This window comes from Microcoleus sp. EPA2 (assembly GCA_020882975.1).
Taxonomy (GTDB): domain Bacteria; phylum Cyanobacteriota; class Cyanobacteriia; order Cyanobacteriales; family Microcoleaceae; genus Microcoleus.
Window position 1 is genome coordinate 12,497 of the sequence record JAHRFD010000016.1, and the last position, 18,325, is coordinate 30,821.

At 44.3% G+C, this 18,325-nt stretch carries 17 protein-coding genes; 11 read left to right on the forward strand and 6 right to left on the reverse strand.

Annotated elements, in window-relative coordinates; genetic code table 11:
* Positions 1–37 precede the first annotated feature (37 nt).
* Both AAFP14_RS15510 and AAFP14_RS15515 read left to right on the forward strand, forming a co-directional pair.
* Entirely contained in the window at positions 38–1,255 is a 1,218-nt protein-coding gene (locus tag AAFP14_RS15510) for a DNA double-strand break repair nuclease NurA (RefSeq protein WP_341733149.1), read from the forward strand.
* 66 nt (positions 1,256–1,321) lie between these two features.
* Positions 1,322–1,540 (forward strand): hypothetical protein, encoded by a 219-nt coding sequence (locus tag AAFP14_RS15515; protein ID WP_341733150.1) that lies wholly within the window; start codon positions 1,322–1,324, stop codon positions 1,538–1,540.
* A 216-nt stretch (positions 1,541–1,756) separates the two neighbouring features.
* Here the strand turns inward: AAFP14_RS15515 and AAFP14_RS15520 are convergent, their stop codons facing one another.
* On the reverse strand, positions 1,757–3,793 hold the full coding sequence (locus tag AAFP14_RS15520) for an ABC transporter ATP-binding protein (protein ID WP_341733151.1): 2,037 nt from the start codon (positions 3,791–3,793) through the stop codon (positions 1,757–1,759).
* A gap of 242 nt (positions 3,794–4,035) precedes the next feature.
* Between AAFP14_RS15520 and AAFP14_RS15525 the strand changes: the two genes are divergently transcribed.
* A complete protein-coding gene (locus tag AAFP14_RS15525; protein ID WP_341733152.1) occupies positions 4,036–6,120 on the forward strand; it encodes a vWA domain-containing protein in 2,085 nt (694 codons plus the stop codon).
* A gap of 15 nt (positions 6,121–6,135) precedes the next feature.
* Here the strand turns inward: AAFP14_RS15525 and AAFP14_RS15530 are convergent, their stop codons facing one another.
* From AAFP14_RS15530 to AAFP14_RS15550, 5 genes are all read right to left on the reverse strand, one after another.
* On the reverse strand, positions 6,136–6,936 hold the full coding sequence (locus tag AAFP14_RS15530) for a class I SAM-dependent methyltransferase (protein WP_341733153.1): 801 nt from the start codon (positions 6,934–6,936) through the stop codon (positions 6,136–6,138).
* A 218-nt stretch (positions 6,937–7,154) separates the two neighbouring features.
* On the reverse strand, positions 7,155–8,777 hold the full coding sequence (locus AAFP14_RS15535; RefSeq protein ID WP_341733154.1) for a 2-isopropylmalate synthase: 1,623 nt from the start codon (positions 8,775–8,777) through the stop codon (positions 7,155–7,157).
* A gap of 179 nt (positions 8,778–8,956) precedes the next feature.
* Positions 8,957–9,478 carry a LabA-like NYN domain-containing protein gene (locus AAFP14_RS15540; protein ID WP_006633075.1) on the reverse strand — a complete coding sequence of 174 codons (522 nt, stop codon included), beginning with the start codon at positions 9,476–9,478 and terminating at the stop codon, positions 8,957–8,959.
* A gap of 368 nt (positions 9,479–9,846) precedes the next feature.
* A complete protein-coding gene (locus AAFP14_RS15545) occupies positions 9,847–10,497 on the reverse strand; it encodes a response regulator transcription factor (RefSeq protein ID WP_341733155.1) in 651 nt (216 codons plus the stop codon).
* Between the two features lie 534 nt (positions 10,498–11,031).
* Entirely contained in the window at positions 11,032–11,457 is a 426-nt protein-coding gene (locus AAFP14_RS15550; RefSeq protein WP_341733156.1) for a (2Fe-2S) ferredoxin domain-containing protein, read from the reverse strand.
* Positions 11,458–11,730: 273 nt separating this feature from the next.
* On the opposite strand from AAFP14_RS15550, the gene groES reads away from it, so the two are divergent.
* From groES to AAFP14_RS15590, 8 genes are all read left to right on the forward strand, one after another.
* Positions 11,731–12,042 carry a co-chaperone GroES gene (groES, locus tag AAFP14_RS15555; RefSeq protein ID WP_096828723.1) on the forward strand — a complete coding sequence of 104 codons (312 nt, stop codon included), beginning with the start codon at positions 11,731–11,733 and terminating at the stop codon, positions 12,040–12,042.
* A 144-nt stretch (positions 12,043–12,186) separates the two neighbouring features.
* Entirely contained in the window at positions 12,187–13,827 is a 1,641-nt protein-coding gene (groL, locus tag AAFP14_RS15560) for a chaperonin GroEL (protein ID WP_341733157.1), read from the forward strand.
* Between the two features lie 210 nt (positions 13,828–14,037).
* A complete protein-coding gene (locus AAFP14_RS15565) occupies positions 14,038–14,484 on the forward strand; it encodes a type II toxin-antitoxin system VapC family toxin (RefSeq protein WP_341733158.1) in 447 nt (148 codons plus the stop codon).
* Between the two features lie 187 nt (positions 14,485–14,671).
* The gene (locus AAFP14_RS15570; protein WP_341733159.1) at positions 14,672–15,031 is read left to right on the forward strand and encodes a hypothetical protein; all 360 of its coding nucleotides are present in this window, start codon (positions 14,672–14,674) and stop codon (positions 15,029–15,031) included.
* Positions 15,032–15,058: 27 nt separating this feature from the next.
* Positions 15,059–15,277, forward strand: a complete 219-nt coding sequence (locus AAFP14_RS15575) for a hypothetical protein (RefSeq protein WP_341733160.1) — start codon at positions 15,059–15,061, stop codon at positions 15,275–15,277.
* A gap of 110 nt (positions 15,278–15,387) precedes the next feature.
* Positions 15,388–17,061 carry a phospholipase D-like domain-containing protein gene (locus tag AAFP14_RS15580; protein WP_341733161.1) on the forward strand — a complete coding sequence of 558 codons (1,674 nt, stop codon included), beginning with the start codon at positions 15,388–15,390 and terminating at the stop codon, positions 17,059–17,061.
* Between the two features lie 145 nt (positions 17,062–17,206).
* On the forward strand, positions 17,207–17,866 hold the full coding sequence (locus tag AAFP14_RS15585) for a glutathione S-transferase family protein (RefSeq protein ID WP_341733162.1): 660 nt from the start codon (positions 17,207–17,209) through the stop codon (positions 17,864–17,866).
* Entirely contained in the window at positions 17,866–18,294 is a 429-nt protein-coding gene (locus AAFP14_RS15590; protein WP_341733163.1) for a hypothetical protein, read from the forward strand. The genes AAFP14_RS15585 and AAFP14_RS15590 overlap by 1 nt, the downstream gene beginning before the upstream one ends.
* The last annotated feature ends 31 nt before the right edge of the window (positions 18,295–18,325 follow it).

The window sequence follows — 18,325 nt, forward strand, 5'->3', positions numbered from 1 at the left end:
CAATAACCAATAACCAATAACCAATAACCAATAACAAATGTTAGATTTAACAAAAGCAGCAAAAGCAATGCAGGGAATGAGCCAACATTTAACCGTGGAGGCTCTGGCGGCTCGCCAGCGTTTAGAAGTTGCTCAGAATTTGTTACAAAAAGCCGCAGCGAGACAGGAAGAATTGGTACAATTACAAGAGAGTTGGCGCGATCGCACTTTATTTAATTCTGCCACACCGATCGAGTCCTTGTCCGATCGCACTTATATCCCAACTCCTCCCACAGCCCATACAGTCTTTGCCACAGACGGCTCACAAATTTCACCAAACCATCACGAAATAGCCTACTGCTACCTGCTCAACATCGGCACTGTGATGTTGCACTACGGGCAAAGTCGCCACCCAGTTTTAGACAGTGTACCAGAAGTTTTTTACAAACCAGAAGACTTGTATATTTCCCGACAGTGGGGAATTAGAACAGAAGAATGGATGGGATATCGGCGGGCAGTTTCCGAAGCAATCTTCTTAGCAGAAATGGGGGAAAATTGGGCAAAAGTTAATAACCATAAATTACCAGCACCAACTTTAGCAATGGTAGACGGTTCCCTGATTTATTGGTTTTTAGAACCCTTACCCACCGATGCCCGCGATTTAATTTTGCAGCCCATCTTAGCAGCATGGGACAAGTTACGTTTAGCAGGAATTCCCCTATTAGGATATCTGAGTGCTTCTCGCAGCAGCGATAGCTTATCTTTTTTACGATTTCAAGCTTGCACCCACGAAGTACCCGACTGCATAACTAATTGCCCTAATGTCGGATTTGCGGCCACACTTTCCTACGCCGAAAAAGCACCTTGTCAAGTATTTGAACCCTTGCGAGATGTCATTTTATGGGCCACAATCTTGTCACCGGGAGAAAGAAGTCCTTTCTGGAAATCCCAAGCGAGAATTTTAGATTTGTACGGCTTGAATTCGGTCTATTTTTGTTACGTTCATGTAGGGACAGAAATTGCTAGAATAGAAGTGCCGGAATGGGTAGTAGAAGATTCAGCCCAGCTAGATTTAGCCTTGGGAATGATGCTAGCTCAGGTACGCAAAGGCGGTGGCTATCCAGTCACCTTAGCCGAAGCCCACAATCAAGCTGTGGTGAAAGGAGGAGATAGAGGTCGATTTTTCGCTTTATTGGAGCAAGAAATGATTAAAGCAGGTTTACAAAATGTGGGAATTTCTTACAAAGAAACACGGAAACGTGGCAGCATTGCTTGAAATATACAAATTGTTTTATAGCCTTAGCCATCACAACTATAATTAAATAAGAGTTAAAAATGTTATATGCCCCTAGAATTAATTATCTTAATTGCCTCATTACTTGTATCTTGGTTAGTATTTAATTGGGCAGTGAAAGTATTGAAGGCTAGCATCGGGACGGCGATTGCTTTGGCCGTAATTGTGCTGACGATGCAGTTAATGTTTGGCATCGGGCCAAATCAATTATTTCAGTACATAATTCACCTGCCAGAAACGCTTTGGAAAACCATTTCTGGCAAGTAAATTGAACTGTCTAAGTTGAAAAATAGGCGGTTTCAACCGCGACTATAAAAACTAAGTCCGCCTGGGCAGACTAAGAAATAATATCAAATCCGGTAACATCGGAATTATTCATCTCTCTTCTCTCCCTCTGTGTTCTCTGCGTTCTAGGTCCGGTTAAATCATTCCGATGCAGCCGGAAACGATATAAGGGAAGATTTTTGCTGTTTCCTTCCAATATTAACTTCCTAGCATTTGCAACTTATACAAACTAGCATACAACCCTTCTTGTTGCAACAATTCCTCATGGCTACCAGACTCTATTAATTGGCCGCGTTTAAGCACTAAAATGCGATCGACATTTCGGATAGTCGAGAGTCGGTGAGCAATAATTATCGCCGTTCTTTCCGCCATCAAACGCTCTAGAGCTTCTTGAATCAAAGATTCTGTACCCACATCCAAACTAGCAGTTGCTTCATCTAGAACTAAAATACTGGGATTGCGAATAGCCGCACGAGCAAAGGCTAATAACTGCTTTTGTCCCCCAGAAAGATTTGTACCTCGCTCCCGCAATTGCGTATCATAACCTTGGGGCAATTGTTCAATTAAACCAGCAACATTTGTCTTTTCTGCTGCTGCTTGAATTTCCTCGATCGAGTAATTTTCACCCAGACTAATATTGCTTTTCACATCCCCAGCAAATAAAAATCCATCTTGGATGATCACCCCTATGTGTCGCCGCAATTCTGCTTGAGCCAAATCCCGAATATCGACATGATTAATTAAAATACGTCCTTTAGTAGGCTCGTAAAGGCGACACAGCAGACGGATAATCGAACTTTTCCCCGCACCTGTGGGCCCAACTAATGCTACTTTTTCCCCTGATTTGATTGTGAAATTCAGGTTTTCCAGCACATATTCGTCTTCTTTGTAAGCAAACCACACATTGTCAAATTGGATTTCTCCCGATTCACCATCCGGCGATTGAAGATTTTTTCCCTCTTTTGCTAAGGCTAAATTGGGCGGGGTGATTTGGGAATTTTTAGACAATAGACGATATTCCGAAGTGGGCGGATTTTGAGGATTATCCTCGCTCAATTCTGGCTGGAATGGAGACAAATTATAACCAATTGCGTCTGGATGTCCAGTTATCACCAACGGTGAATAATATTCTGCTTTTCCTTGTTTGCTATTCCCTCTTCCTACTTCTGGCTTCTGTTTGCTAGTTGGATCTTTAATTTCGATGGGTTCGTTGAGAATATCGCTAATCCGTTCAACCGCCGTAAATCCTGCTTGAATAGCGGTAAATTTTTCTGCAAATTGCCGCAGGGGATCGAAAAGACGCTGAGCAAACAAAATGAATGCAGAGAGAGTTCCAAAATTAATTGTACCTCCCAGAAGACTTTTACCGCCCATCCACAAAACTGCTGCTATCGCGACTAAAGCAATCCATTCTAATGTCGCAGATACGGCGGAGTCGTAAAATATTGTTTCATCAATTGCCTTAATGTAACGTTTATTGGTGACGCGAAATAATTGTGAGTTGAATTTTTCACGACGAAATAGCTGTACTACACCAATACCAGTCAAGTTTTCTTGCAGTTGTGCGTTGAGATCGGAAAGTTCTTCTCTAGTCTTGTAATTTGCAATCCGATATTTATACTGAAAATAAACTATGAGGGCGGTAATTGGAATCATCATTAACACCAACATTAAAGCTAATTGCCACTGCATGGTAAACATGAATACGGCAATTACTAATATTGAAAATAAATCGCTGATAATCCCGATCGCCCCGGAAGAAAAAACTTCGCCCAAAGCCTCGACATCACTGGTGAGACGAGTCATTAGTTTCCCTACAGGAGTGCGATCGAAAAATCGGACGGCTAGGGAAGTGACGTGGGCGAACAAATCATTTCTAATATCAGTAGTAATTATTTGCCCTACCTTCGTGACTAAATAGCCTTGAACAGATTGCAGTGCCAGCCGAAATGTGATAGTTAGCATCAGCATAACTGCCAGAATATTCAATCCGGCAGACAAAGACATTCCCCGCAGAAATTCGTAGGTAGGTTCAGCTCGAATTAGCGAAATTGCCTGCCCGATCAAGACTGGTTGAACTGCGCCGGATACTGCTAGGGGTACTAATAGGACGATGGAAATAATTAACAAGCGTTTGCTGCGCCCTGCGTAAGTGGCCAACCTCATGAATAACCGCCAATCTGTTTCGCGGCGGGGTTGGTTTTTGGTATCTGCTACTGGAGAAGAAATAGTCATTCGATTTGAGATTTTATAGGAAAAATTTGAGATGGCAGAAGCGGTGCTACTACTATATGTTATCATAGTAGCAAATAGAATCATTTAAATTATCAATTTCTCTATTCATAAGAGTTATTCATCTCTGTTCACAGTCTCTCTGCGTACTCTGCGTACTCTGTGGTTAAATAATTCCGAATTAGGAAACCGATGTAGTATATTATTCTAGAGGGCGATCGCAATATCTTCAGGAGTAAAAGTCGATGCGTAAACTTTTGTTGCAAATAGTGGTATTAAGTCCAGTAATTTTAACTTGTTACTCCATCGCTCCCCAAAGTACGATCGCCCAAGAAATCGATCGCCAAACTGGCGCACCAACTCCCACCAATGTTTCTCAAGCAGCGGAAATTACAGCGAATAGCTGGGCTTTCCAAGCACTACTATCCTTAGCAAAACGCTACAGTTGCCCAATTGTCCCCTCACTTGGTACAACTTTAGGCGATCGACCTTTAAAACGCTCGGATTTTGCGGTAAGTTTAAATAGTTGTTTGGAAAAAGTCGATCGGGCGATCGCCACAGGTACACCCACAGTCAGCCCCGAAGATTTAGCCACAGTGCAACGTTTGCGATCGGAATTTGCCTCAGACTTAGCATCAATCAGTCCTTTACCAAAAGCAACACTTGATCCTAGGCCCCAAAATCCCCCACTTTCAGAGCCAGCTAGTGGAATAGCACCGCCACCTACTCCAGAAACAATTCCCCAGCGACAAGCAGCAATTCAAAATTCTACTCCTTTATCTAACAATCGTTCTCCTGGCAATTTTACAGGCACTGATATATTAAGAAGTAGAAATTTTGAGGGCATGAATCCGCCAGCACCTACAATATCATCTCCGGCAAATCTGCCTGCACCAGAATTCGATCGCGAAGGATACAACCGCATTTACGAAAACTCTTATCAGCGAGCTAGCAACAACCCACTGTCAACCTTTGGCATCGATGTCGATACAGCATCCTACAGCAATGTGCGACGCTTTATCAATAGCGGTGTGATGCCGCCAAAAGATGCAGTGCGCTTGGAAGAACTAATTAATTACTTCACCTACGACTATCCACAGCCAAAAGGCGATCGACCTTTTTCAATAAATACAGAAGTAGCCAATGCACCCTGGAATCCCCAACACAAATTAGTCCACATTGGCTTACAAGGAAAAAGCATTTCTACCAAAGATTTACCACCGAACAATCTCGTATTTCTGATCGATGTTTCCGGTTCCATGAATTCCCCAGACAAATTGCCGCTACTCAAAGCATCTTTAAAATATCTCGTCAGCGAATTGAGAGCCAAAGATAGCGTTACAATCGTAGTCTACGCCGGAGCCGCCGGATTAGTTTTGCCCCCAACACCAGGAAACCAAAAAGAAAAGATCTTAGATTCCCTCGATAAGTTACAAGCAGGCGGCTCTACCGCAGGCGGGGCGGGCATTCAACTTGCCTATAAAGTTGCCAAAGAAAACTCGATCAAACAAGGAAACAACCGCGTTATTCTGGCAACAGACGGCGATTTTAATGTCGGCACTTCCAGCGATGGGGAACTGGTGCGCCTGATAGAAGAAAAGCGAGAGCAAGGAGTATTTCTAAGTGTTTTGGGATTTGGCACAGGTAATTTGCAAGATGCCAAAATGGAACAGCTAGCCGATAAAGGTAACGGCAATTACGCTTATATCGATAGTTTATTAGAAGCCAAAAAAGTGTTAGTCACTCAAATGGGAGGCACGCTATTTACCATCGCCAAAGATGTTAAAATTCAAGTAGAATTCAATCCAGCTAAAGTTCAAGCTTACCGTCTAGTTGGCTATGAAAATCGAGTTTTGCAAAATCAAGATTTTAATGACGACAAAAAAGATGCGGGTGAATTAGGTGCAGGACATTCGGTAACGGCAATTTACGAAATTATTCCGGTTGGTGTCGCCAGCGATGTCAAATTACCCGAAGTCGATCCATTAAAATATCAACCAAACCCAGGCACTCAGTCTGCATCTCAAACTGATGAATTGATGCAAGTCAAATTCCGTTATAAAAAACCTAACGAGACAGTCAGCCAGTTAATTACCCAGTCAGTAATTGACAAACCCGTTAAATTGGAAAATACCTCTGCTAACTTCAGGTTTGCTGCTGCTGTAGCTGCTTTTGGGATGATTTTGAGAGATTCTGAGTACAAGGGAACAGCCAATTTTGATGAAGTATTGAGGCTGGCAAGTCAGGCAAAAGGTGAAGACAAAGAAGGCTACCGTGCAGATTTTCTCCGTTTAGTTGAAAGCTGCAAGACGCTAGCGGCAAAAAACTGATGGTACTTCCTGAAATTACTTAGTGGCTACCACAGCCAAATTCCAAGCCAACCGTTTCATCAAAGGCAACTTCTTTAACAAACCATCCAACCCTTCTAACCGAGAATATTCTGGTTTTAATCTCTCTTGTTCAATAATAATCTTCTTCCAATAACGTTCCTCATTGGGATGCACTTTTTCGATTAAATAAAAACGTAAAAAAATCCAAAGCGATGTCAACCAAAATGTATCGTAAGCTGTCTCGGAAAACAAAGAGTTGACAAATTTCACAATATTAATATCCAAAGGAGTTTCATCCTCAGTGCGCACTTCAGTCGCCATCCTGCGGTAAACATTAATGACTGGATTGTGCTTCATCGGGTCCCAAAAACAAGCTTTGCCGCCCGGTTTCAACACGCGGTGCATTTCCCGAATCGCCTTTTCGGGTTCTGGTATATGGTGCAGTAAATTAGAAGCGTAAACAATATCAAAACTATTATCTGGGAAATCTAGCGCCATGGCATTTACCGTGCAACCTTCGATTTTGACGCCGTTTGTCTCTGCTAATTTCAGAGCAACTTCTACCATGCCCTGAGAATAGTCAGCCGCCGTACACAGCGCGCCTTTTTTTGCAAAATAAACGCTATTTTCTCCTGCACCACAGCCTAAATCTAGGAGGCGTTTGCCCGTGATGTCGCCCATTTGTTGGACGATGAATCTATTTTCGGGGGCGGTACAAGCTTCAAAGTAATCGTTGACGCGGATGCCGTCTACGTCGATTGTGGATGCCCAAGCATCGTGGAATTGTCGCTCTTTTTGTAAGGTTTCTTCTTGCATATTATGGAATCTTAATTAGTTGCATGGGAATGATTTAACCGCAGAGAACACAGAGGGCACAGAGGAAGAGAATAGAGAGGTGAATAATTCAGATGCTACCGGATTTTATCTAACTCGCTGCCAACAACATTTTCGCTGATTTTTTGGTAATTTTACAGCAGTAGGGCGAGCAATGCCCGCCCTACAAATTAACTGAAAATTGGTAAATAATTGCCAATTTATGACTGAGCGACTGTTACAACTTTGGATGTCTTACCAGCAGTAGATTCCTGCTGCAATACTCCGTAAAGGCGATTTAAAGCGCTGATGTAAGCTTCGGCGGAGGCTACAAGAATGTCTGTATTGGCTGAGTGGCCGGAAAATACTTGGCCTTGGTGACGCAAGCGAATTGTGACTTCGCCGATCGCATCAATTCCCGCTGTCACCGATTGTACCGAAAACTCAATCAACTCATTGGGGAGATTTACTACCCGGTTAATTGCTCTGTAAATTGCATCTACTGGGCCAGTGCCGATCGCCGCATCTGTCAATTCTTCTCCCGTCGGAGTCCGCACGGTGACTGTAGCTGTGGGACGAGATTTGTCGCCACAGGAAACCTGCACTAATTCTAACCGGAAAAGTTCCGGTGCTTGATGGACTTCGTTGTTGGCGATCGCCTCCAAGTCCCAATCAGTAATCTCTTTTTTCTTGTCAGCTAAATCCTTAAATTTGACAAAAGCCTTATTTAGTTCATCATCAGCCATTTCAAAACCCAACTCTTTCAAGCGAGTCTGAAAAGCGTGACGGCCGGACAATTTGCCCAACACAATTTGATTTTCGGTTAAGCCGATGGATTCAGCGTCCATAATCTCGTAGGTCCGCTTATTTTTCAGCACCCCGTCTTGGTGAATTCCCGACTCGTGAGCGAAGGCATTTGCCCCTACAATCGCCTTATTTGGCTGCACCAACATCCCGGTCAAATTGGAAACTAAGCGCGATGTTTTGTAAATTTGGCGCGAGTCAATATTGGTCAGTGGCTCTTCTGATTCTGCTGGTCTACCCAAAAATGGATTAAAATATTGACGTCGCACGTACAGGGCCATCACTAACTCTTCCAGAGCGGCATTTCCGGCTCGTTCGCCAATGCCATTAATCGTGCATTCCAACTGTCTTGCACCATTTTTAACTGCTTCCAAAAAGTTAGCTACTGCTAGTCCTAAATCATTGTGACCGTGGACTGAAATAATTGCGCGATCGATATTGGGGACATTTTCTTTAATTCCCCTAATCAAAGCACCATACTCGCTGGGAGTTGTGTAGCCGACTGTATCGGGAATATTCACAGTGGTGGCCCCGGCTGCGATCGCCTGTTCCAGAACTTGATATAAAAACTCTGGTTCAGAACGGCAAGCATCTTCGGGGGAAAATTCCACATCTTCGACAAAAGACTTAGCATAAGCTACCATTTCTGGCACTATTTCCAGCACTTGGGCCCGCGTCTTTTTCAGTTTATATTCCAAGTGAATATCAGACGTAGCCAGAAACGTATGAATTCGCGCATTGGCGGCTGGCTTCAGAGCTTCGGCTGCTGTTTTGATGTCTGGCTTTCTTGCCCTGGCTAAGCCACAAATTGTCGGCCCATTTTCTGTGCCCACTGCTCTGGCTATTTTTTGAACTGCCTCAAAATCGCCGGGGCTGGTGAAAGGGAAACCTGCTTCGATGATGTCTACACCCAATCTGGCTAACTGACGGGCGATCGTCAGTTTTTCCTCCACATTCAGAGATGCGCCTGGAGATTGTTCTCCGTCGCGCAAAGTCGTATCAAAAATCAGAATCCGGTCTTGCTTTTGTTGAGTGTTCATATTTTTCAAAAATTATCCCTTGAATTTTAGGTGTACACCGTTTTTGGCAATTAGTCCTTCGTCACTATTCTATTTTTTATACCTCCCCACCCTAACTAATAACTATTAACTAATAACTACTAACTAATAACTACTAACTACTAACTAATAACTACTAACTAATAACTACTAACTAATAACTAATAATCCATTTTTTCGATATGTTCCCTAATTTCATTTAAGTCTATATACCTATCTGTGGCATTTCGGAGTTCTCTGGCAATCATGCCTTCGGTTGATACCACAGTAATATGAGTATTTTTCGAGCGCAGTAGCTCGATCGCTCTTTCAAAATCCCCATCCCCGCTAAACAGCACCACTTGGTCATATTGATCCACCGTATTAAACATATCAACCACAATTTCTATGTCTAAATTAGCCTTTTGAGAATATCGACCAGAAGCATCATCGTAATATTCCTTAAGAATCTTTGTGCGGACTGTGTAACCCAGACTGATTAAAGCATCTCGAAACCCCCTTTGATCTTGCGGGTCTTTCAGACCTGTATACCAGAAAGCATTAATCAAGATTACATTGGGCTGCGAAGTTTTGAAATATTCAAGCACCCTACGGGGATCAAAAAACCAACCGTTCTTTTGTTGAGCGTAGAACATATTGTTCCCGTCCACAAAAATAGAAAGGCGGTTCATTAAGTTTGTCATAGAACTTAGACCTAATAATTGTAGAAAGAAATTAATCTAAATATCACATTTTAGCAATATGGAGCTAACTGAGGCAATAGATTAAACTTCAGAAAACTCTATCTCCCCAGTATTTCATATTTTAGGCTCTACCGCCAGAGGGCTTTTTTAAAAGCTCCCATAATTGAGCCATCCTGCCAAAAAACCAGACATCTATCAACTAAGCGGGGCGGCTTCGGTGTCAAGGTTAATGGGGGTTCTAACGACTGACTACAGCCCGACCGCCTGCGTGGCATAGCGCAGCGCCTTGGCAACACCTTTTCCGTTACAAATGTTAGAAAAAGTCTTGCTGTTAATCAACCCCCTCATTTTATAGCAGCCCACCCAGCTTAAGCTTTTTTGCTTTCTAATGCCCAGCGAGCTAACTCTGTCCGGTTGTGGAGACCGGTTTTGCCTAGCATATTGCTGACGTGGCTTTCTATAGTTCGCTGGCTGACATTCATTACCTCTGCGATTTGGCGGTTTGCCATACCTTGGGCTAGCAACTGTACCACCTTTAACTCAGTGGGAGTCAATTCGACATTGCGTCGCGCTTTAATTTTGAGCCCGCTGTCAATACCTTCATTGCGGTGCCGAATCAAGCGGGATGCGGCTTTCAAAGAAGATTCTACTTGAGCTACCAGTTCTTCGGGCTCAAAAGGTTTAACTATATAAACATCAGCCCCCGTGCTCAAGCCTTTTACTCGGTCTGAGCTTTGACCTTTAGCAGATAAGAATAGAACAGGAATCCAGTTAGTGCGAGGGTCTTCTCTGATGTGCTTGACTAGAGTGTACCCATCCATTTCCGGCATCATCACATCGCAGATGATCAAGTCGGGAACTTCTTGTTCTAGTTTTTCCAGAGCGTGTCTGCCGTTTTCTGCTGTAATGACGTTATAACCCCGAAACTCTAAGTAATCCTTGACTAGCAAGATCAAGTTGGGGTCGTCGTCAACCAGCATCAGCCTTTTTTGCTCTCCTGAATTATTTTCCTTTGTCATGTTAATTCCCGCTAAAGTATTCCGCTGGCTTGCTTGTTTTCACTCCGGTGTTTTCGGGCCGTCCCCCCTTATCCCCTGCGGGGGTTTGGAGGACGGTGATGGGGTGAAGGGATTGCGGTGAGGGGAAAGCGGGGCGGGTATTACCGCTTCCGAACCTGTGGTTGATGCCCGTTTGTGAATGTCTTGCGACTAGGAACGGAGCCAAAACCTGTGATGGGCGATCGATCCTGTAACGATCGACCTTAATTGATTGGAGACTGTCTGGGAGAGCCTTAGTTATATTTAATCTCGATCGGTTTAATTGCAGGTTGATGCCCCGGTTTTAAATGATACTTCTGATATAGAGAGATTTAAGCAGAATCCCTACTTACGTGTTTAACTTTTTCTAGTGTAGTTTGGCAAATTGCTTACTGCCTAGCACTGAGAAACTTTTTGGGCAAACTCACGCTACTTTGAGCTGTCACAGGTGCGATCGACTCGACACTGAACGGTCATCAGATTCTCACCCTTAAATTTAACATTTAAACGCTACAATTAAAGGTTTTGCTCCCTCTGAGTTGTTACTGGTAAAGGTTGAGTCAAGAAAGCGTATTCTTGAACCACCTGGGAGTTGAGGAGATGTTCCTGAATAATTCTCTCGATGACGGCGGGTGTAACGTCGCGATACCAAACTCCGTCTGGATAGACTACCATGATTGGCCCTTGAGTACAAACTCGTAGGCAATTGGCTTTGGTACGAAAGATGCAGGTAGGCCGTGAGACACTGGGCCGATCCAATCCCAGTTCTTGCAAGCGTTTTTTGAGGTAATTCCATGCTTCGAGACTGGCGGCGCGATCGCAGCACTTGGGTACGGTTTGGTCGGCACAGATAAAAATATGTCGCTCTATGTGAGCCAGTCCCAGGTTTTCCACACACACCCTCAAGTCTTGAGAGCAAGATTCATCCTGATTTTCTGACATCTGAATTCCTTGGTAAATAGATTTTAAATTTTACCTCACTCCCCCACTCTCCCCCTCTGGGACTCCCCCAGTCTCCGCCACTTTCCGACTCTCCCACTCCTTCTGGGTTCGGGAACCCGTACAGACACGCAAGTTGCGATCGCCCTTAACTAAAGCTAAATTAGCACTCAGGAGTCGAGAGTGCTAATATGTCAGTTGTAAGTAGTCGGCTGTTGCTTGGACAGTGACTCCTGACCACTGACTGACGACAATCTGTAATCTGGAGATTTATTTATGGCAGCAGTATCACTGAGTGTTTCTACCGTTAAACCACTAGGCGAGCGCGTGTTCGTGAAAGTAAGCGCTAGCGAAGAAAAAACCGCCGGCGGCATCCTTCTGCCTGACACAGCCAAAGAAAAGCCCCAAGTAGGGGAAGTCGCGGCAGTGGGCCCCGGCAAACGCAATGACGACGGTCAGCGCGTGGAAATGGAAGTCAAAGTCGGTGACAAAGTTCTCTACTCGAAGTATGCCGGCACCGACATCAAACTTGGCACCGACGAATACGTCTTGTTGGCAGAAAAAGATATTCTGGCGATCGTTAACTAATTAATCCTTAGTCATTAGTCATTAGTCATCAGTCATTAGTTCGATCGCCCATAACGCAAAAAAACTAATGACACAGGACAAATGACTGATATCAATCACCGCCTACAAAATCGCAAATCTTAAACCCAAAACCCCCAAAAAACTATGGCTAAGCGTATAATCTACAACGAAAATGCACGTCGCGCCCTCGAACGCGGTATGGACATTCTCGCCGAAGCAGTAGCAGTCACCCTCGGTCCCAAAGGCCGTAACGTAGTTCTCGAAAAGAAATTCGGAGCTCCTCAAATCGTCAATGACGGCGTTACCATCGCCAAAGAAATCGAACTAGAAGACCATGTAGAAAACACAGGCGTTGCTCTAATTCGTCAAGCCGCTTCCAAAACCAACGACGCAGCAGGCGACGGCACCACAACTGCTACCGTTCTCGCCCACGCAATGGTCAAAGAAGGCCTGCGGAACGTAGCTGCTGGTGCAAATGCGATCGCCCTCAAACGCGGTGTTGACAAAGCAACCACCTTTTTGGTAGAAAAGATTGCCGAACACGCCAAACAAGTAGAAGATTCTAAAGCCATCGCTCAAGTCGGCTCCATCTCCGCCGGCAACGACGACGAAGTTGGCCAAATGATTGCCAACGCCATGGACAAAGTGGGCAAAGAAGGCGTGATTTCCCTTGAAGAAGGCAAATCCATGACCACCGAACTCGAAATCACCGAAGGGATGCGCTTCGACAAAGGCTACATTTCGCCTTACTTCGTCACCGACACCGAACGGATGGAAGCAGTGCTTGACAATCCCTTCATCTTGCTGACAGACAAAAAAATCGGCATGGTACAAGACTTAGTACCAGTGCTCGAACAAGTAGCACGTTCTGGAAGCCCGCTGCTGATCATTGCAGAAGACATTGAGAAAGAAGCTTTAGCTACCCTCGTTGTCAACAAACTGCGCGGTGTGCTGAATGTAACTGCTGTCAAAGCACCTGGTTTTGGCGATCGACGCAAAGCCATGTTAGAAGATATCGCCGTATTGACCGGCGGTCAACTAATCACCGAAGACGCCGGTTTGAAACTGGAAAACACCAAACTGGACATGATCGGCAAAGCTCGCCGCATCACCATCACCAAAGACAGCACCACAATTGTTGCCGAAGGTAACGAAGTCGCTGTCAAATCTCGCTGCGAACAAATTCGTCGTCAAATGGACGAAACCGAATCTTCCTACGACAAAGAAAAACTGCAAGAACGCTTGGCCAAATTGGCTGGTGGCGTTGCAGTCATCAAAGTTGGCGCTGCGACTGAAACCGAAATGAAGGATCGCAAACTGCGTTTAGAAGATGCGATCAACGCCACCAAAGCTGCTGTGGAAGAAGGCATCGTTCCTGGTGGTGGTACAACTTTAGCTCACCTGACTCCTCAATTAGAAGAGTGGGCTAATGGCAACCTCAAGGGCGAAGAATTGACCGGCGCATTAATTGTTGCCCGTGCTTTGGCTGCTCCTCTGAAGCGGATTGCTGAAAATGCTGGTTTGAATGGCGCTGTCATCGCTGAGCGCGTCAAAGAAAAGCCATTTAACGTTGGTTTCAACGCAGCGACAAATGAGTTTGTCGATATGTTTGAAGCTGGTATCGTTGACCCTGCGAAGGTGACTCGCTCTGCTCTGCAAAATGCAGCATCTATTGCTGGCATGGTGCTGACAACCGAGTGCATCGTTGTTGACAAGCCTGAACCGAAGGAAGGCGCTGCTGCTGGCGGTGGCGGCGGCATGGGTGGCGGCGACTTCGATTATTAATCGATAGTCGATCGTTTGATGGGGCGGGCTTTAGGGCCTGCCCTGTTAAATTGATAACGGTTTTTAGCATAGGCATAACTTTAACTCTGAAGCGAAATTAACTAAACGCACAATCCATAAGGGCCCCGTGCCTCTGTAATCAAAACGCGAGCGAGGTTATATACCCAAAAGCCTAACCCTGCGTGACCGTTGCTAAACAGAGGAGTTAAAATGCCCCAAAAAACCGTTTCCCTATCTAAAAAATGTATTCTGGATACCGATCACGTTTCACTCATTCTCCAGAATAGTCCTCAAGTTATCACCAACGCAGCAAAACATGAGATTTCCGTCACTATTGTCACGGTTCAAGAACTCTTCAATGGCTGGGTTGGCAGGATTAACCATCCGTCCCAGGTGGATAACTTACCTGGACTCTATTATAAACTTTGGACAACTGTAAAATTTCTCCAAACTATTGAGGTACTGAACTTTACACCGGAAGCTGATACTTGTCTCAAGAAACTGTTAAAGGATCACCCGCCCCTGCGGAAAAAGCCCCTGCAAAAAGATATGCGGATTGCAGCCATTGCCTTATCCGTCGGTGCTACGGTGATCACTGGCAACAAACGAGACTTTGGGCAAGTTCCCGGACTCTCGATCGAAGATTGGACGCTGTAGTGCGTTGGGGAACCCCGCCGAAGGCATTGCTGCTTTTCCGTATGGTGCGTTGGGGGATAAAACCCAACATTCATCCATCGGGATTTAGTGTGACTTTGGGTTCATAGCGATCGCCCCTTGCCGGAAATGGTGAGGGATTTTTTTCTGCGATACAATCAAGACAGCACTTAAAAATCGTGATTGAAACATGGTAACAAGCTTAAATGTATTGCAATCCCAACCATCTAGCCAATGGAAAGTGACACTCCTGTTAGAAACTCTCTCATCAGGACAGGTTTCTGCTTCTGTTTTCGAGTTTCCGCACTGTCGAGTTGAAGCAGCAAATCGGGAAGAAGCCATTACCCAACTTCAAACCACATTGTTAGAAAGACTTAAGCATATTGAAGCTATTTCCTGGGAAGTACCGATTCAGGCTTCAGAACCCACCTGGATGCAATTTGCGGGTGTGTTTAAAGACGATCCAGATTTTCAGGAAATTATGGACGAGATTCGTGCCGAACGTACCTCTGACGATGACTCTGAAATCGATCCCTCATACTACCTGTAGAGGTGATTTATAGGATAGTAAGCTAACATGAATCTATCATTTAAAGATTTCAGGTTTATTATAGAAGCGATTGAACACCAAATCAATGCCTATCAAGAACGTTTGCAAGTAATTGAAGATATAGAAAAAAATGAGGATGAGGCTGCGGATCTAGGGAATGATCTTAAATTCTTAGAGCTTCTCCACGCAGATATCGCTAGTTTGATGGGGCGGGCAATAATGCCCGCCTTTTTGATAAAAAAATAGCTGTCACCTGGTGACAGCTATTTTTTTTTGTTGACTGATATACTCAGAAGGAGCTTAGGTACTCTTACTTTAGGGAACCGCTGTATAAAAAAATTTGAGGTAATGTGTCTATGTCTAATGAAAATAAAGACAATTCTCAGAAACCGAAGCCCAAACTAACTTTGCAAAATCAACGCTTGAGAGAGTTGCAGCAACAATTAGACAAATTGAGTGAGAGTCATGGCAGCCTGCTTGAGCAAAACCAGAGAATAGAGCAAAAACTAGACGATTTAAAGTCTCTGTTAGAAAATCGACCTGATATCATCACAAGTCAGGTCGATGAACCCAGTGATAAGCAATATGAAGATCGGCTAGTGTTTAACCGTCCTCATAGTCGAAAAGTGCTTAGTGATGCGCTGGAAAATGTTCAAGAGCGATTGATTCTGGTATGTCCTTGGCTGACTTCTTGGGCTAGTGCTGTAGTGATTGAGAAGTGCGAAGAACTCATAAAGCGAGGTGTTCGGATTGATATTGGTTGGGGTAAATTGGAGGATCTGGCTAGAGATCAAATAGATACATTTTGGTATGGAGCATTGCCCAAATTGCGTCAACTCGAAAATGAATATCCTAAGTTCCTCTCTTTGAAGGAATTGGGTACCCATGAAAAGTTTTTGGTGTGTGATAACAACTTTGCCATGCTGGGAAGTCATAACTTTCTCACCTCTAAGGAAAGTAGCCCAGAGTTTGAAGTGGGAATTTTGATCAAAGACACCAACACCATCCAAGATTTAATCAAGCGTTTTGATGAATCTACTTTCAATAAGAGTGCGGCTCTTGATTACTTAAGTCGTGAAGGTGACACCTATGACCTTGAATATGACCTTGAAGAGCAACCAATAGAAATTGAGGTTTTGAAAAAAATTATTGAGAAGGCTGAGAAAAGGGTGGCTGAGAACAAGCAGAAAACTGTGGTTAAGCTTCCTCCTCCACAAACACCACCGGTCACTACTCTGAGAAACGAAGAGTCTATTGTGTTGCGAACTAAGTCTGAAAAAAGCGCTGATTTTACCACTAATAATTCAACTCCGCCTCCTCTTAAATTAAATTCAAATCGGAGAACTAGAAAGAGAACTATACAGTCAGAAGTAGGCAATGATTTGGGGGTAACATCTACAGCAAGTAGTGATAAAAAGCCAGATTTTCCTGTTTCTAATAAACCAAAGGAAGAGGCTGTAAAACCCCCGATAATTACGCCAAGTGGCAGACTGGGTGAAATTATAGTTCAACTGAATTGGAGTCAAGGAACTGGTAGCAAAACTGCCATTGATCTTGATCTGGGTTGCTTGTATGAGCTAAAAGATGGACAAAAGTCCCTTCTACAAGCCCTGGGCAAATCGTTTGGTAATTTCTCTACAACTCCGTATATTCATCTGGGTGAAGATGACCGTAAGGGTGATAAAGGTGAGACTTTATGGATAAATGGCAACAAGGTTGCTGAAGTTAACCGGATTCTAGTTTACGCTTATATCTATAAGGGCATAGCTAAATGGTCTGAGGCTAATGGTGTTGTCAAAATCAAATTGCCAGAGGTAATTGAGCAGGCAGATATCGAAGTGAAATTGGATGATCATAGAGATGGTATAAATGTACGTGCCATTGCCTTGTTTGAGAATGTTGATGACAAGACTTTTAAAGTTACCAAGATTGAGAAATATTTTAGAGGCCAGTCAGAGATGGATAAAGATTTTAAGTGGGGCTTAGACTGGGTTGACGGCTCTAAGGAAGGTGAGAAGTGGAGATGTTAGATTTTAGATTTTAGATTATACTCGTTACCAGGCTCTGCCTGGTAACGCAGATCCGGAGGCTCTGCCTCCATTGTCGCAGGCGAGGCAGAGCCTCTGGACATCGGTTCCCAGGCAGAACCTGGGAACCAGTTAAAATTTTACCGTTATGAAACTTTACCATACTCCCATTTCCCCCAACTCCCGCCGCGTGTGGGTAGCCCTCATCGAAAAAAACCTCGACTTTGAATTGGTAGAAATCCACTTGGACGGCGATCACTTAGAGCCTGAATTTGTGGCAATGAATCCTTTTCACCGCATCCCAGTTTTGGTCGATGGTGACTTCACTGTCGTCGAATCTCTGGCAATTCTTGATTATCTAGAAGCCAAGTATCCCGAACCGGCAATGCTGCCCAAAGATGCGAAAGAGTTGGCAATTGTGAAAATGGTAGAATTAGTCACGGTGAATGAACTTGGGTCGGCACTTTACCCCCTCAGCAGTGAAAAAATGGGCTGGGGAATTCCTGAAGCGCAGGAAATTGCCAAGGCTAAGGAAAAAGTCGATACTGTGTTGACATTCTTTGAAGGTTTGTTGGACGATCGCCCTTTTTTCGCTAGTAACACTTTGACATATGCCGATTGCGTTGCCGGTACCGTCGTGCCTTTGCTATCTTGGGTTGATGTATCTATAGACGGCTATCCGAAAATTCAAGCTTGGTGCGATCGCCTAATCTCCCGTCCCTCCTTCCAGCAAACCCAATTCACCAAAGCAGACTTGGCTGCTTTCGCATCAAGGAGACAAAAATTTCTCGCACAATCTCCAGCATAATGAATAAATTAATTCTCAAGGAATCGCTCTTTTTCCTCGCTGTTTTCACCTGCATCCAACTTCCGATCGCAGCAATGGCGCAGCCGGCAACTCGCTCTAACTACGAATCAATTAACGTCAAACAGTTCCTGGGTACTCGCCAAATTACCGTCTCTAACCCTAAAGATATCGCAGCTAAACTCTTTAGTAGCGATCGAGAATCTGAAGGCAGAAAAAGCGATGCAATTTCGGTGGAATATCCCCTGCGAGAAACAGCAGTAATTGTACATACAGTCATTGGTTTAGCTGACGATTCTGTTGCTGGAATGCGCCACCGTATCGAACTTGCATTCAAGCAAAATAAGTGGGAAATTGTCTGGATAGGCAGACAATCAAAGTGTCAGCCAAATCGCGGGCATCAAAATTGGGCGGCGGGTCGTTGTAAGTAGGAAAAATGATAGATTTTAGATCGCTAATCCC